General features: G+C 36.3%; 14 protein-coding genes. 7 read left to right on the top strand and 7 right to left on the bottom strand.

Features of this window, described 5'->3' with window-relative positions:
* Positions 1-118 precede the first annotated feature (118 nt).
* Together NC799_RS17275 and NC799_RS17280 are read right to left on the bottom strand one after the other, a co-directional pair.
* The gene (locus tag NC799_RS17275) at positions 119-283 is read right to left on the bottom strand and encodes a hypothetical protein (RefSeq protein ID WP_272447675.1); all 165 of its coding nucleotides are present in this window, start codon (positions 281-283) and stop codon (positions 119-121) included.
* A gap of 18 nt (positions 284-301) precedes the next feature.
* Complete coding sequence (locus tag NC799_RS17280) at positions 302-976, bottom strand: helix-turn-helix domain-containing protein (protein ID WP_272447676.1); 675 nt, start codon at positions 974-976, stop codon at positions 302-304.
* A gap of 113 nt (positions 977-1,089) precedes the next feature.
* Here NC799_RS17280 and NC799_RS17285 point away from each other — a divergent pair, with 113 nt between their 5' ends.
* The 3 genes from NC799_RS17285 to NC799_RS17295 all read left to right on the top strand — a co-directional run bounded on the left by NC799_RS17285 (position 1,090) and on the right by NC799_RS17295 (position 3,334).
* A complete protein-coding gene (locus tag NC799_RS17285; RefSeq protein WP_272447677.1) occupies positions 1,090-1,944 on the top strand; it encodes a DUF3116 family protein in 855 nt (284 codons plus the stop codon).
* Positions 1,941-2,756 (top strand): hypothetical protein, encoded by an 816-nt coding sequence (locus NC799_RS17290; protein WP_272447678.1) that lies wholly within the window; start codon positions 1,941-1,943, stop codon positions 2,754-2,756. Before NC799_RS17285 ends, NC799_RS17290 begins: the two co-directional genes overlap by 4 nt.
* Before the next feature lie 350 nt (positions 2,757-3,106).
* Positions 3,107-3,334, top strand: a complete 228-nt coding sequence (locus tag NC799_RS17295) for a hypothetical protein (RefSeq protein WP_272447679.1) — start codon at positions 3,107-3,109, stop codon at positions 3,332-3,334.
* 116 nt (positions 3,335-3,450) lie between these two features.
* On the opposite strand, the gene radC is transcribed toward NC799_RS17295, so the two are convergent.
* From radC to NC799_RS17315, 4 genes are all read right to left on the bottom strand, one after another.
* Positions 3,451-4,059 (bottom strand): RadC family protein, encoded by a 609-nt coding sequence (gene radC, locus NC799_RS17300; RefSeq protein WP_272447680.1) that lies wholly within the window; start codon positions 4,057-4,059, stop codon positions 3,451-3,453.
* Positions 4,060-4,251: 192 nt separating this feature from the next.
* The gene (locus tag NC799_RS17305; RefSeq protein ID WP_272447681.1) at positions 4,252-5,022 is read right to left on the bottom strand and encodes a hypothetical protein; all 771 of its coding nucleotides are present in this window, start codon (positions 5,020-5,022) and stop codon (positions 4,252-4,254) included.
* 25 nt (positions 5,023-5,047) lie between these two features.
* Positions 5,048-5,557, bottom strand: coding sequence for a hypothetical protein (locus NC799_RS17310; RefSeq protein ID WP_272447682.1), 510 nt, complete (start codon positions 5,555-5,557; stop codon positions 5,048-5,050).
* A 52-nt stretch (positions 5,558-5,609) separates the two neighbouring features.
* The gene (locus NC799_RS17315) at positions 5,610-5,810 is read right to left on the bottom strand and encodes a hypothetical protein (protein ID WP_272447683.1); all 201 of its coding nucleotides are present in this window, start codon (positions 5,808-5,810) and stop codon (positions 5,610-5,612) included.
* Between the two features lie 455 nt (positions 5,811-6,265).
* On the opposite strand from NC799_RS17315, the gene NC799_RS17320 reads away from it, so the two are divergent.
* Together NC799_RS17320 and NC799_RS17325 are read left to right on the top strand one after the other, a co-directional pair.
* Positions 6,266-8,131 carry a site-specific DNA-methyltransferase gene (locus NC799_RS17320; RefSeq protein WP_272447684.1) on the top strand — a complete coding sequence of 622 codons (1,866 nt, stop codon included), beginning with the start codon at positions 6,266-6,268 and terminating at the stop codon, positions 8,129-8,131.
* Positions 8,132-8,145: 14 nt separating this feature from the next.
* Positions 8,146-11,193, top strand: a complete 3,048-nt coding sequence (locus NC799_RS17325; RefSeq protein ID WP_272447685.1) for a type III restriction-modification system endonuclease — start codon at positions 8,146-8,148, stop codon at positions 11,191-11,193.
* Between the two features lie 126 nt (positions 11,194-11,319).
* Here the strand turns inward: NC799_RS17325 and NC799_RS17330 are convergent, their stop codons facing one another.
* Positions 11,320-13,056, bottom strand: coding sequence for a flagellin N-terminal helical domain-containing protein (locus NC799_RS17330; protein WP_272447686.1), 1,737 nt, complete (start codon positions 13,054-13,056; stop codon positions 11,320-11,322).
* A gap of 365 nt (positions 13,057-13,421) precedes the next feature.
* On the opposite strand from NC799_RS17330, the gene NC799_RS17335 reads away from it, so the two are divergent.
* Together NC799_RS17335 and NC799_RS17340 are read left to right on the top strand one after the other, a co-directional pair.
* Positions 13,422-14,192, top strand: a complete 771-nt coding sequence (locus NC799_RS17335) for an IS4 family transposase (RefSeq protein ID WP_272447687.1) — start codon at positions 13,422-13,424, stop codon at positions 14,190-14,192.
* Positions 14,193-14,213: 21 nt separating this feature from the next.
* Positions 14,214-14,663, top strand: coding sequence for a transposase (locus tag NC799_RS17340; RefSeq protein WP_272447688.1), 450 nt, complete (start codon positions 14,214-14,216; stop codon positions 14,661-14,663).
* Positions 14,664-15,122 lie beyond the last annotated feature (459 nt).

Below are 15,122 nucleotides of genomic sequence, written 5' to 3' on the forward strand. Positions count from 1 at the left end.
TTTTCAAGTTAATCATCGCTCCAGTCTCCCCACTAGAAATCAATTAATTTATTTCTACTGGGCTATTATAACCTACTGGGGGAGTTTTCAATGACTTTTGTGGCCCACTTTTAGATTACTATATACAGTTTAGTGACTTGGAGATACTGTCTAAGTTATTGAGATAACGCAAATCTAAGAAGATGTTATGAACAATATGGCGCATATCTTCGACAACATAGTACCAATCTTTTCGAAGACGACTATTGTAACTAATTTCATAACCAAAGGGTGGCTTCCTCATGAACAGCGACCTCCTTTCTTACCTCTTACTAAGATTTTGAAGCAATTTTCCTAAGTTTTTCGCTGAGAGTAACTCTTGTTGTTGGGTTAATACTTCACGTGCTTGAAGTATAGGATGAGAGGGTATGTGATCAAATGTACCCGATGAATAACTAGTTGTTTCGAAAATTAATCTAGCAATTAGTGATTCTAATTCGTAACTTTTAAAGTCGTTTAGGGGTTTGTGGAAAATTGGTTGTATTAAGTCTTTATCATAGGCTTTGTAAAATAATATCCCAGTCGTTACCTCACTTTCGAAAAAGTCATCATTGTGATCTGAATCATTTTGTGCAAATGCTGTTTCTACTTTCAAATCTTCAAGATCGATATCAACTGCATCTATTTCTACAGGAATACCAATTGTAAAAAGTCTTTCCTCACCTTGATAGAAATCATCTGTCACTGATTCTAGTGGTACACGGTACTCTTTAGTTAATTTGTGAATTAGAAGAAAAGAAGGATTTTTAGAATCCTCTCTTTCAATGGCAGAGATAGACTGAGGAGTAACTTTAAGCCTCTCGCCAAGCGAGGTTATTGTATATTCTCCGCTGTCATGGAACTGCATCATTTTTTGTCTAAAAAACTTCAATCTTTTTCCTAATGAGCAATATTTAAGGTGTTGAAAATCATTTGTATCAATTTTGATAACTGACATTTTTTATCCTCCTACAAATTACTTTACAAAAATTATATCAATCTCATATAATTAATGCAAATAAATATTAAAAATTAAATCATATTTCAAAAACAAAACAAAGGATGACGTAGATGAATTTAAAAAATTATATTGTTAACTCAAGTAATCCGCAATTCCTTTTATCTTCAAAAGGGCAGTTTATAATTCAGAGAAAAATCTTTTCGGATGCGTATCCGGATTTCCCTGATGTATTGACGCTTAAACTTTACCTGTATTTATGTAGGTCATTTGAGTGGAAGTACATGAGGATTAAAAAAGCCAAATCAACGATACAGAGCAATTTAAATATGTCTAGAGCTTCTCTAAACAAGTCTTTGTACTGGCTGGAACAAAACCATTTTATAAAGAGATCAAATCAAAACAAGCACCAAATGTATCAAGCAGAGCTACTAACGGTGCCGGATTATTGTATCCCTACTCAACAATATATAAGTCGTGAAGACGTTAAGTTCCATTCTGGGATTTTGAAGATTAGGAATCATGGATACATAATGATTCCTTCAGAAGCGATTACAAATAAAATGCTCAGAGATACAGCAACAGCCAGAAGAAGATGGAGTTTACTTAAGGTGAAAGTTTTTATCCTCTTATATTCTCATTGTTGGCTTGAGTATTTTGGTGGAATTAATCCAGATGTAATCAGTATTGATAAACAAACTCATAAAATTACTGTGGATGCCTCATTTTGCTACAATGTGAAGGCAACAGAGAAACAAGTTATTACAGTCATACTTAGTCTACTTAAGGAAAAGCATGTGAAAGTTGTACCTGCTATTTTCAAAAGTGGGGTGTTTATGGGAGACTATGGATTTATAGAATCGTCAAGAGATTTAGAAAACAGATTAATCTTACGTCCATTTTTGTTATCTGGAAAGAAGTTTGAAAAGCAAGAGATGATAAATAAAAAGAAGTACATGATATTATGAGTAAACTAATAAATTCAACTGCAATCATACAAAACAAAGTAATAGCGATTGAGCATGATAAAAGCAAGATTATAAAAATATATGATCAACCATTAGAGATGCCACATTTTAGTGAGGTTGGCTCAGAGCGCTTGCAGCACATAGATATGATGGATTTTCAAGGGAAGATCTCAATGATATTACGCACGCAGATGATGAAAGTGGGTATCCAAACTCCATTAAAAAAGGGCCAATATTCTATTAATATTGTGGTTAGAACACCACGTATGTTGGCTGATCTACCTTTGCTGGAGACGATGAAGTCGATTCTTGATGGAATTAACGGAGAAATCATTTTTAACGATGCAGATATATACCATTGCAGAATAAAATACGTTCAGTATCGTCTTACTCCCAGAGCAACAAAAGTTCGTCCACATGACCTTATTGATATCACAATTAATGACTTAGCACTAAACCAGACACTTGTATCGGTAAGAGGATTTAATACGTATATCGTTCCGAAACGCATGCCGTATGTACTAAATGCAGAAGATGATGTTTATTTCTATCCCTTACACGAGTTTTATCATCTTCATGTTTCTGATGTTTTACAGAAAGAAGGGTTTCAGATTAAATCTCCGCATCAATGTTCAGTGAAATTAGAATTCCGCGGTGGTGTTGCCTCAAAAGACATAGATAATATGGCTAAATGCTATTTACCCATTTTAACGGAAGGAGGATTTCTCTGTAATCAGGAAATCATTTCCCTAGAATTAAGTAAAAATAATCAATCAAATGGAACAGGAGCGATAATTGTACGAGTGATGTAAGACAATGCAATGTCTCTTAGTACCTTATATATCAAGGGATACAGTTCCATATGGATACTTGAATTAAACAACATATACTAGTGACATTCATATAAATGTAGTTCAGTGTTACATTTTTAGGAGATTACTATTGATAGATTAAATGTTGCTACCCCCAGTTTATTTATAAAAAAGATAGGAAGCGGGAGGGAAAAACTCTCAAAAGTAAAAAATCAGCCCATTAGCTAAAATAAAAAAAGAGAGATAACAAATAAAGTTTTTGATTCTTTTAAAATAACTTTTTAAATGTAATATACTTAGAACCATCATCATATCCTCTTCTAAATAATCTATTTATGAGGAGGATATCCATGGATAAAGAGCGATTAAAAGATTTGAGGCATACTAAATGTACTACTTGTAATGGTGATGGAACCATACGGATTTATGAAAGTGAGAATGCTTATGATCGAGAAGATGACAAGTTGCCTTCTGGGTATTTATCCAGTCGCAGATCATTAAATAGGGGCTTTTATCAGAATGTCAAATGTTCCTTATGTGAAGGAGATGGCTACTTGTTAGAACCTATTTATGAATAAATAATATTCACTTAAGAATAAACAACAGAATTGTCTGCAACCCTTTATTAGGGTTACAGACATAAAAAAAACAGGTACTTTAGTAAGTCAGTGTTTCCCTGAATCAACTTTTGATTTTATAAATATCCTTTTTCTTTCAAGCTGGTATATTGTTCTTGTCCGACGATGATATGATCAAGGATTTCGATGCCTACAACCTTTCCAACTTCGTTAAGGCGCTTTGTCACCTCAATATCTTCTCTACTTGGTTGTGGATTCCCTGATGGATGATTATGTGCAACAATGGCACTAGCGCAGCTACGACGGATTAAATGCTTGAATGTCTCACGTGGATGCACAATAGATGCATTCAACGATCCAACAAAGACTGTTTCTCGAAACAGAATTTCATTTTTGGTGTTTAGTCCGAGTACGACAAAATGTTCTTGCGTTAGGTACTGCATATCCTTTAAGAATGTATATGCATCTTCAGGTGAACGAATCGTAAAACGATCTTCAACAGGAGTAGGTTGCATTCTTGCTAATTTCAGAGCAGCTACGATCTGTTTAGCCTTCACTTTGCCGATACCTTTTATCGTCAACAGCTCTTCTTCAGTTACATCAAGTAATTCTTGTATGGATGGGTAGCGGTTGAAGATTTCGCTGACGACATAACCATCTTCCTTTTCACGCATTGTTGTTGCTAGTAACACCTTAAATGTCATTTTATCGAATGTATTGTTCATTATATATTCCTCCATTTTGTATGATTGAATTAAAAAGGAGAGACGATGATCGTCCCTCCCATTGAGTGAATGTCTGTGCTACGGTATACTGTTCATAAGATTAATTCTTGCAGATGAGTTCATTGGCGGATGAGCGCATCTTTTTTGTGCATAAAAAAGCTCATCGAATATTTTGGATATCCCATGAGCGATTCATTCCTTTTCAATTTGCAAATTCATGTTTTCCTCCTCATTAAACACATCTTTTAAATGCATTAAGTCTTGGATGAAATCAGATGCTTGTTGCTTGCTTAGCTTTGTGCTGTGATCGACGTTGTACTTCATCTTCAACATTTCTTTTGCGACTTCATGGCGCATATTAAGCTCAGCAACGATTTGATAGATTTTGTGCAGCTGACGTTTGGTTATAGGTTCATCACCCCCTTTAATGTTAGAGTTTGTAGGAAAATCTTCAATATCTTGTGTGAAGATACCGCTAGAACGTGTTGCAGATAGAACGGCATCAATCAAGGCACGCTTCTTGGCCATCTTCAATATCGTATTGACGATGGTATAAGGATCTTGTTGCTGAAACGATGATTCCTTGCTATTGCATGTTCCAAGTCCTTCAGCTTCAATGACTCCGTTGCCCTTGCTTGTGAGTGTCATTTTAACTTCATATGCAAATACCCCAGCATCCCATTTCTCAATGCGATTAACTACTTCTACTGTCTTTGTAAAGCCAAATACATCACACAGCTTTTCTGCTCCAGGCTTTAACAGTGTCGGTTTTGAGAATCCATCTACCATCCCATAGTCAACGCCTTTAACCATTACCTCTTCAACGAATGTTTGAAGCTCCTCAATACGACGTTTGGATTCAGAAGTTGATACGACGACATTTGGTAGTGAAGATACATTAGAGATATCACTACTAGCGAATGGCACGATGTTATTTATTGATGAATGTTTACTCGTCTTCATATTGTTTTCACCTCCTTTCAATGGATTAAGATCTTTTTTGAAATGTATCTGCTAATTTCGCTAAACTCTTCGATGTTTTATGAACAAGGAATGTGCCTGCTTGATGACTAAGCTGATTCCCTTTGTCAAAGGTTTTAGTAGACATTGATGTTGCCTTCGTTGCCATACTTTGTGCGGATTGATTCATTCTTTCTAAACTACTTGTTACCGCATCCAATACGTCTTCGCCTTTTGTTTGGGTAATATCAGCAACATTATTTAACAATCTCGCAATTCGTCCATTAAAAGATAGGCCAGTAGCAAGGTCATCTTCATGTATTGATTCAATATTTTCAATCGCTGATTGGATTTTGCTCCTTTGAACAAGTAGATGAGACAATTTAACATAATCGTTACGATCAACTGTTTCTTCAATTTCATCTGATACGTCCTCATACTGACTTAATAAAGATTGATAGATTGATCGAATCTCTGGAATTGAGATGCTCCTATCAAAAAACTGGTTATGATGCTTGGTCGTTATATTTTTCTGCATACAAACTTCCTCCTCAAAATTGTTTTAGACAGCCACACAAAGCCCTTGTTCCTTATTTGAAGTAATGGTAGCCCTTTAAGGTTAGTTTCAATAACAAACCATCAGATGGGCTCTTTGTAATCAAAATCAATCCCTCATCCTCAAGGTTAAGAAGATCAACCTTTTGAATGTCGTACTTAGCTAGATACTTGGCCGGAACCCATTTGTTTACTTCTTTTGCTTTGACAAGGATGCAAGCTAATGAATGATTCATGCATTTTCTCCTTTCTTTAGTGCGCTCCTCTCACCACGCGTGTCGTCTCTGTAAAAATAAAAAACCGCTGTCTATCCAAGTGGATAAACAACGGCTTATATAAAAAGGGGTGGGGCGTGAAACGGAAGGGGTACCCCTTTTAGTATATGAATGGTGGTGGAGAGGGAAATCTTGTTGGATTTTTTCGGACAATAGAAACAACTAATAACTGATCTGGAGATTTCCAGCTGGTGGGAGCAATGATGCAGATTTGATAAATTGCTAAACTTGTAAATAATAGAGTTTTATTGTAAGTATCAAAGAGCTTATTACACAAAAAAGAGGAAATTAAGAGATTTATGTAGAATGAAACATTAGGATGAGTACTATTTTTTATTAAATATAGGTAAAGAGCATCAGAGAAAAAGGTACTAAATAGTCTTGATAAGAATGGGATAGGGGGTAAATCAAAGACTATGCATAAATTACTGATGAAATCAGTTGATATAACAGAAAAAAACATTGAAAACATCGCTCAGCTGTTTCCGAATGTTATTACGGAAACAAAGGATGATCGTGGTAAAGTTGAGCGTGCTATAGACTTTGATCTTTTAAGACAGGAACTCTCCAGCAATCTCGTAGAAGGTGATAAGGAACGCTATCAGTTGAACTGGCCTGGAAAGAAAGAAGCAATTATTAATGCCAATACACCTATTGATAAAACCCTGCGGCCAGTTAAAGAAGAAAGTGAAGATTGGGACAACACTGGAAACTTATATATCGAAGGAGATAACCTTGAGGTTCTAAAGCTATTGCAGGAATCATATTTGAATAAGGTTAAATGCATATATATCGATCCGCCTTATAATACAGGTAATGACTTTATCTATAAAGATAATTTCAAAGGTTCAGTTGATGAGTATCTGGAAGAGTCGGGACAAGCAGATGAGGGCGGTAATCGAATGTTTCATAATACTGATTCAAGCGGTCGATTTCATAGCAATTGGATGACGATGATGTATTCAAGGTTGAAAATCGCAAGAAACCTATTAAGAGATGACGGGGTTATATTTATTAGTATTGATGATGGTGAAGTTTCTAACTTAAAGAAGATATGCGAAGAAATTTTTGGAGTGCAAAATATGTTAGGAGTCTTCATTTGGAAAAGTAGACAAATTGTAGATAGTAGAAATAAAACCGGTTTATCAAATGATCATGAATACGTCATTATAGTTAGTAGAAATATTGAAAAGTTTAAATTGAGAGGGAAGATGATTGACTTATCAAAATACTCCAATCCCGATAAAGATCCAAGAGGAGCATGGATGAGTAACAGTATTCTGGGGCTTGCAAATTCATCACAAAGACCAAACCTTCATTATCCTATTTATGACCCTGAAACAAATAGGATGTTTAATTGTCCAGAAGATAGTGGTTGGAGATATTCAAAGGAAACAATGAAGCAGAAAATAAATGAGGGTAGAATAATTTTTCCGACCAAAGACAATGGCAGACCACGTGAGAAAAAGTATTTATCAGAACTTAATAGTAAGTTTACTGGTTTTTCGTCAATCTTAACTGAAGATGTTGGTTTCACCTTAAATGGAAGCAGGGAAGTTCGAGCACTGTTTGAAGGTAAGTACTTTGATTTTCCAAAACCAGTATCATTAGTTATGAATATATTACAGCAGGGGTGCGACAAGGATTCAATAGTTCTTGATTTCTTTTCAGGATCAGCTACCACTGCCCATGCAGTAATGCGACTAAATGCTCAAGATGGTGGTGACCGAAAATATATCATGGTTCAACTCCCCGAGGAAACGGATGTAAAATCAGAAGCATACAGAGCGGGTTATATGAATATTTGTGAAATTGGTAAAGAACGGATTCGCAGAGCAGCCAAGAAAGTTAAAGAAGAAACAGAATCAGAATTTGATTGCGGATTTAGGGTATTTAAGCTGGACACATCTAATATGAAAGATGTCTACTATTCCCCAGATAAATTAGGACAAACAGAAATGGATGATCTAATATCCAATATAAAGAAAGATCGCACAGGGGATGACTTACTTGCCCAAGTCATGCTAGAGTGTGGATTAGAGCTTTCGCTACACATGGAAACGAGACAGATCGAAGGTAAAGAAGTTCTATATGTAGCTAATAATTCCCTTATTGCTTGTTTTGACGAGAATGTTTCGGAATCAACTATTGAAGAAATTGCAAAGGCTCAACCACTAAGAGTGGTGTTTAGGGATAGTTGTTTTGAAGATGATTCCGCACGCATTAACGTGGAGGAAAAATTCAAAATGTTATCCCCAAATACTGAAATTAAAGTGTTGTGAGGCAGGGTATACATATGAAAATTAAATTTAAGCAACAACCATTCCAACAAAATGCTGTAAAAAGTATAGCAGCATGTTTTGAGGGACAACCCAATGAACAATCACGTTTTACCCTTGATAAGGGAAAAAGACAGAAACACGAGCAATTTAAATTTGACTTTAGATCAATTAAGGAAATAGAAAATATAGGTTTCAAAAACAACAAAATCCAATTACATGATTATGAAATCTTAGAAAATATTAAATTAGTTCAAAGAAAAAACGGCTTAAAGCAATCTGAGGAGCTTGAAGGCAAGTTCAATTTGACAATCGAAATGGAAACTGGGACTGGGAAAACTTACACTTACATTCGCACAATGTACGAGCTGTATAAAAAATACGGTTGGAGCAAATTCATCATCGTTGTTCCTTCTATTGCAATTAGGGAAGGTGTGCTCAAATCATTTCAGATAACTGAGGATCATTTCATGGATGAATATGGTACAAAGGCACGTTATTTTGTATACAATTCTAAACAGTTACACCATATAGATAAGTTTGCCAGTGATGCTGGTATAAACGTCATGATTATCAACTCACAAGCTTTCGCAGCTAGGGGCAAAGATGCTAGGCGCATTTATTATGAACTGGATGAGTTTCAATCACGGAAACCGATTGATGTTATTGCCGACACCAATCCGATTTTGATTATTGATGAGCCACAATCAGTCGAAGGGCCAAAAACAAAGGAATCACTTAAAGTATTTAATCCTTTGTTCACATTAAGGTATTCAGCGACCCATCGAGAAGAATATAACAAGGTGTATCGATTGGATGCACTCGATGCATACAATATGAAGTTGGTTAAAAAAATCAGTGTTAAAGGTATTTCAATTAAGGGAACAGGTGGAACAGAGAGTTATTTGTATCTTGAAGGTATTGATGTTAGCGATAAACATGCTCCTGTCGCCCGTCTTGAATATGAAATCCGAGCAAAGAGCGGTTTGAGAAAGAAATCTAAAAAAGTCCGTGTAAATGATGATTTGTATCAACTTTCAGGTCAACTAGAACAATACAAAGGATATAGAGTTTCGGAAATCAACGGACAGAGGAATGTTATTCACTTTTCAAACGGAATAACGTTAAAAGCTGGTGAAGTCCAAGGAGATGTCAATGAGTTACATTTCCGTCGGATTCAGATTAGAGAAGCTATCAAGTCTCATTTAGAAAAGGAGCGGGAACTTTATCATAGGGGAATTAAAGTACTTACGCTGTTTTTTATTGACGAGGTGGCGAAATATCGGAAATATGACAAGGCTGGAGATGAACAAAACGGAATATATATGGATATTTTTGAAGATGAATACATGGCACTATTAAACGAAGAATTGTCTTTGTTTACAGGTGATCCGTATATTGAATATTTAAACAACATTAGGGTTGAGGCAACTCATAAAGGTTATTTTTCAATTGATAAGAAAAGCAGACGAATGGTTGATCCCAAGTTGACCCGTAGACAAACAGACTCTGACGATGTGGATGCATATGATTTAATTATGAAGGATAAGGAACGTTTACTTAGCTTAGAAGAACCAACCCGATTCATCTTTTCTCATTCAGCTTTAAAAGAAGGCTGGGATAATCCTAATGTATTTCAAATATGCACACTGAAGCATAGTGATTCAACGATAAAAAAACGACAGGAAGTAGGACGGGGATTAAGGTTATGTATCGATAAAAATGGGGATCGGATTGATTCGAGTGTCCCTGGAATCGATGTCCATGAGATCAATGCTCTAACAGTTATCGCTAGCGAATCGTATGAACAATTTGCTAAACAGCTACAAGGAGAGATAGCTGAGACGCTTTCCGAACGTCCAAGGAAAGCTGATGTAAATTTCTTTTTGGATAGAGTGCTAACTAACGGTCGGGGAGAGAATTTGCATATTGATGAACTAATGGCAAACAAGCTGCATCGAACACTTATCAGACAAGGGTACATAGATGATAACGATCAACTGACGGTCAATTATATTGAGTCCGCTGATAAGGAAGAAGTAATTTTACCTGCGGAACTAAAAAGCTACCAGAAATCATTAATAGAGTTAATCAAAACAATCTATGTGGCCGGAAAAGAAGACATAACAGAAGACGGAAGAAGCAAGAATGTAGAGAAGTTAAAACCAAACGATAATTTTCATAAAAAAGAGTTCCAAAAACTTTGGAATCAAATCAATAAAAAGACCGTATATACGGTACAGTTTAACTCCGAAGAATTGGTAGGTAAATGTATTTGGGCTTTGGATTCTGAATTAAGAGTGCCGGAAGTACGTTATTCAATTATACAAGGTGAAATGAAAAAAATCGATTCCAAGGATCAGTTGAAGAAAGGCGAAGCATTTGTTCAACGAGAATCACAGACAGAATATATGAAGGGTACAATATATTCGAGAATTAAGTATGATCTTATTGGTAAGATAATGGATGAAACACGCCTGACAAGGAAGACAGTGGTCGGCATTCTCACTGGTATAAAACCAAACACATTTGCGTTATTTAGAAAAAACCCAGAAGAATTTATTATCCGATCAGCTCGGCTCATCAATGAACAAAAAGCAACGACTATTGTAGAATCACTTACATACGATGTGGTTAATGAAACATTTGAAGAGAAAATATTCACACATAATACTCTAAAAGGTCAACTTGGACAGAACGCCTTCCCGGTAGAAAAGCATATCTTTGATTATGTAGTAACAGACTCGAAAATCGAACATAGCTTTGCCGAGGAAATGGATGTAAGTAAGGAAGTTCAAGTGTATGCCAAGCTCCCACGGGGATTTTTTATTCCAACGCCACTGGGTAACTACAGCCCTGACTGGGCAATCGTATTTAATGAGGGTAACTTAAAACACATTTATTTCATTGCGGAAACCAAGGGTTCCATGGAATCACTAGAATTAAGGGAAGTGGAGAAGGCTAAGATTGAGTGCGCCCGCAAGCACTTTGAAAAGTTAAACACAGGGCAATTAAGGTATGATGTCGTCAACAGTTATGAGAAACTGCTAGAAGTTGTAAGGTAGTATCTTATGGTAGAGAAGAAGATGGGCTTACACAGTCCATCTTCTTCTGTGTATCTTGCAATAGAAAATCGGTAGTTGAAATGTATAAAGCGAGTCAACAAGAAACGAACCCAATTCATGGATTCGTTATTTTAATAGCTGTAATGCTTGCTGGGGTTGTTGACTTGCTTGGGTGAGCATTGCTTGGGAGGCCTGACTTAATATTTGTTCTTTAGTAAATTTCATCATCTGTTTAGCTAGATCAGCATCGCGAATTCGAGATTCAGAGGCAGTTAAATTTATCTCATAGTTTGAGCTGTTATTATGTATGTGTTCTAAAGCATTTTGATAAGCCCCAAACTTTCCACGCTCTGATGATACTTTTTTTAATGCTTCGTCGATTTTTGAAATTGCTGATTCTGCATCTTGTCTATTTGTAAGGTCAATATTAGCTATGCCTAGACCTATTGTAGTTACATTAGTTAAATTCACCTGAAATGAATCACCAGAGTTTGCTCCTACTTGTAAATATAGAAGAGGTTGTTCTTTTAAATTTGTTGTGGTAGTTGTCGTACTGGTAGTTTTCTCTCCAGAAACAAGAACAGCCCCCATGTTTCCACCTGCTGTGAATTGTGAGCCATTCCAAAAGACATCGTTTAATGTATTTGAATATCCGGAATCTTGAATTGTCCAAGAAACACCATCACTTGAAGTGATAATATTTCCATTTGTACCAACGGCTACATAGTTATCATTTCCATAATCAATCGATAGAAGCCCCTCAGTAGAAGATAATCCAGAATTCTGGCTAGACCAAGATGAACCATCACTTGAGGTTAAAATAGCTCCATTTGAGCCTACTGCTGCGTATTGACTGCCGTTCCATGTTACCTCGAATAAAGAACTCGAGGTTCCTGAGGTTTCACTTGTCCAAGAAGTACCATTTGTAGAACTAAGAATATTTCCGTTGTCACCTACAGCGATAAATTGACTGCCGTTCCACTTAACGTCATATAGATGATCGGTAGTTCCGGAACTTTCAGTAGACCAAGATGAACCATCATTTGAGGTTAGAATAGTTCCATTTGAACCGACAGCTACATAACTACTTCCATTCCACTCAATACCATATATATTTTCAGTATTATTTCCTGAAGATTCTGGATTCCAATTGACTCCATCTGAAGAAGTAAGAATTGCTCCTCCAGTACCAACAGCAACAAATTGACTCCCATTCCATTCAACATCTTCAAGATGGCTATTAGTTCCAGAGATTTGACTAGTCCACGTTTTCCCATCGTTTGAAGTCTGAATTGACCCATTGGTACCGACAGTGACGTACTGATTTCCATTCCATGCAAATCCATTAGGAGTTTGTGTATCACCTGTTGAGTACTGATTCCAAGCAGTTACATCGGGACTGGTATTAATTTCGGTGGTTGTGGTAGAGATTGAATCACCATTATCTCTATTAAGTAGTTTAATGCCATTGAATTCAGTATTATTCGCTATCTCATTAATCCCATTTTTTATTTGCATAACCTCTTGTTGGATCTGTTTCCTATCATCGTCTGTAAGTGTATCATTTGCAGATTGAACAGCTAATTCTCTTAGTCTTTGAAGGTTAGAGTTTTGAATATTCCCTAATCCAGCTTCAGCAATTTGTATCAGTGAGATACCATCTTGAATGTTGCTTTGTGCTTGTTGGAGTCCCCTGATCTGAGCCCTCATTTTCTCAGATATTGCTAAGCCAGCTGAATCATCCTTAGCTTTATTTATTCGTAATCCAGAAGATAACTTTTCCATGGTTGAAGTCGTATTGTTACTGTTTCTATTTAATTTATTAAATGTGTTAAGTGCTGTTACATTATGATTGATTATCATATGTGAAAGACTCCTTACCCTCTGTCTATATGTTATATCGGCAGGGAAATGGATATTTTTAACGTTTACAGAAACTTTAGTGTACGCCACCATTGAATTTATTCCAGTATTCTAGTAAAGAAGTAAGCTTTACCGTAAAATCTAGCTGATTATTAACTAGTTTACCCTATCCAACGTTACGGTGAACCGTACCATAAATAATGATGTTCTGTATGCTCGATTTTAAGTCGTGAAATGGAGACAAAGTTGAAGTTGGGAGGGACACGAATCCTGTCCCCATAGCCGTCAAGCTAAGCACAGAATTTAAAAAACGAGGAATTGTTTGTTATCCTTCAGGTGAATTCACCAAGAAAGGATGATTTTTCATGAATATGCGTGAAGACATTCTTCCCTTTGCACAAGCTATTTATTCTACGATATCCAAGTCAGCGCTACGTGTATTGGCTAGAGAAACAAAATTTGTTCAACGTAAAGGCAAGTTAAAGCCTGAAGATTTTCTTGTGCTTTGTTCACTTTTAGAAGATTCCGTAAGTGATGACAGTTTACAAGAACTATGTGGCACACTTTCTCATCAATCTAACACATCTCTTTCCAAACAGGCACTAGATAATCGCTTTAATGAAAAAGCGATAGCGTTTCTTAAAGAGATTTTCTTTCAATTGTTAGCTAAACAAGACTGGTTTGTTGCTCCAATCGATGTGAATCGCATGTTCTCACGGATAAGGATTACGGATTCCACATCTTTCCAATTACCAAATCAATATCCAGATTATCCCGGTACGCAAGACTCTGGTGTGAAGGTACAGCTTGAATATGAATGGTATCAAGGCCGATTTCTTCATACCTCTGTGCATCATGGAAAGGCTAGTGACCGAAAAGCCGCGCTCGATGTAGAAGTGTCCCTCCAACCAGGAGATCTCTGTTTAAGGGATCTTGGTTACTATTCAGCTAAGAATCTAAAGAAAATTCACAAGCAAGGAGCGTCTTATATTAGTCGGATACCAACGAATATAAAGCTCTGGTTATGGGATGCACACAAAGGTTGGCTTCAAGTTGATCCTATACAAGATGGGGAAAATCTGTCCCCCGGTGAGACCATTGATTATGGATTTATTCGTGTAGGGACAGACCCTTGAAACTGCTTAGATTCCAGAGTTGTGGTTCAAAAACTAACCAAGGAACAATGTCAACGCCGAGAAGCATTTCTACAAAAAAAGAAGCAGAAAGGGAAACCCGCCCAATCTGCTTCACAAAGAAATGCTATCCAAGTTCTTGTCACCAATGTAACACAAGAACACTTAGAACCTCAAGAGCTTTACCCATTGTATTCGTTAAGGTGGCAAGTGGAACTTCTATTTAAAACTTGGAAATCTTTATTTGAGATTGATAACGTTCGAGCGATGAAGCAGGAACGTTTTGAGTGTCACTTGTATGGGACTTTAATTCGCATTCTTCTATCTTCCATGATGGCATTTCAATGTCGCTATTTCCTTTATCAAAAACACGCCATGGAGGGCAGTGAATATAAAGGGATTCAGCAGGCAAAACAATCGCTTCCGTTTTTGGCTCGTGCCATTTCAACAGGATTAAGTCTGTCATCGATGTAATCAAAACCGTTTATGAAAACGTCTATCGACACGGAAGGAAAGAACATAGAAGTAACCATCTCAGTCCTTTTGACATTCTTAACCTCTCCTACAAAGCAACGTTTACAACCTAATGGGATTTTAAAAAAATTCTCTTGACACTAAAATCAAAAGAACACCCTTTACTGGAAAATTTTGTATTTAAAGTATTTCAGTAGAGCTTATCCATTTTTGTAATAACTATTCTATTTCTTAGCTTGACGGCTATGTTTCCTGTCCCCATGTCCCTATCCCAAGTTTCGGCAGTTTTTGAGAAAAACAGATCAAAAACTGCTTTTTTGCACTCGAAAATGTTGATTTTACAACGTTCTAATTTAAAAAACGCAAATGTAGTGACCTAAAATAAATTGAATATTAAAAATAATTGATTTCAACTTTCCCGTCGGGTATAATGAAACTATGTTTATAAGGGAAACGATT

This window comes from Aquibacillus salsiterrae, from assembly GCF_028416595.1.
Classification (GTDB): domain Bacteria; phylum Bacillota; class Bacilli; order Bacillales; family Amphibacillaceae; genus Aquibacillus_A; species Aquibacillus_A salsiterrae.

Excerpts from the sequence above, each read along its gene's own strand:
- NC799_RS17275 (WP_272447675.1), bottom strand. The coding sequence starts at position 283 with ATGAGGAAGCCACCCTTTGGTTATGAAATTAGTTACAATAGTCGTCTT.
- NC799_RS17280 (WP_272447676.1), bottom strand. The coding sequence starts at position 976 with ATGTCAGTTATCAAAATTGATACAAATGATTTTCAACACCTTAAATAT.
- NC799_RS17285 (WP_272447677.1), top strand. The coding sequence starts at position 1,090 with ATGAATTTAAAAAATTATATTGTTAACTCAAGTAATCCGCAATTCCTT.
- NC799_RS17290 (WP_272447678.1), top strand. The coding sequence starts at position 1,941 with ATGAGTAAACTAATAAATTCAACTGCAATCATACAAAACAAAGTAATA.
- NC799_RS17295 (WP_272447679.1), top strand. The coding sequence starts at position 3,107 with ATGGATAAAGAGCGATTAAAAGATTTGAGGCATACTAAATGTACTACT.
- radC (WP_272447680.1), bottom strand. The coding sequence starts at position 4,059 with ATGAACAATACATTCGATAAAATGACATTTAAGGTGTTACTAGCAACA.
- NC799_RS17305 (WP_272447681.1), bottom strand. The coding sequence starts at position 5,022 with ATGAAGACGAGTAAACATTCATCAATAAATAACATCGTGCCATTCGCT.
- NC799_RS17310 (WP_272447682.1), bottom strand. The coding sequence starts at position 5,557 with ATGCAGAAAAATATAACGACCAAGCATCATAACCAGTTTTTTGATAGG.
- NC799_RS17315 (WP_272447683.1), bottom strand. The coding sequence starts at position 5,810 with ATGAATCATTCATTAGCTTGCATCCTTGTCAAAGCAAAAGAAGTAAAC.
- NC799_RS17320 (WP_272447684.1), top strand. The coding sequence starts at position 6,266 with ATGCATAAATTACTGATGAAATCAGTTGATATAACAGAAAAAAACATT.
- NC799_RS17325 (WP_272447685.1), top strand. The coding sequence starts at position 8,146 with ATGAAAATTAAATTTAAGCAACAACCATTCCAACAAAATGCTGTAAAA.
- NC799_RS17330 (WP_272447686.1), bottom strand. The coding sequence starts at position 13,056 with ATGATAATCAATCATAATGTAACAGCACTTAACACATTTAATAAATTA.
- NC799_RS17335 (WP_272447687.1), top strand. The coding sequence starts at position 13,422 with ATGAATATGCGTGAAGACATTCTTCCCTTTGCACAAGCTATTTATTCT.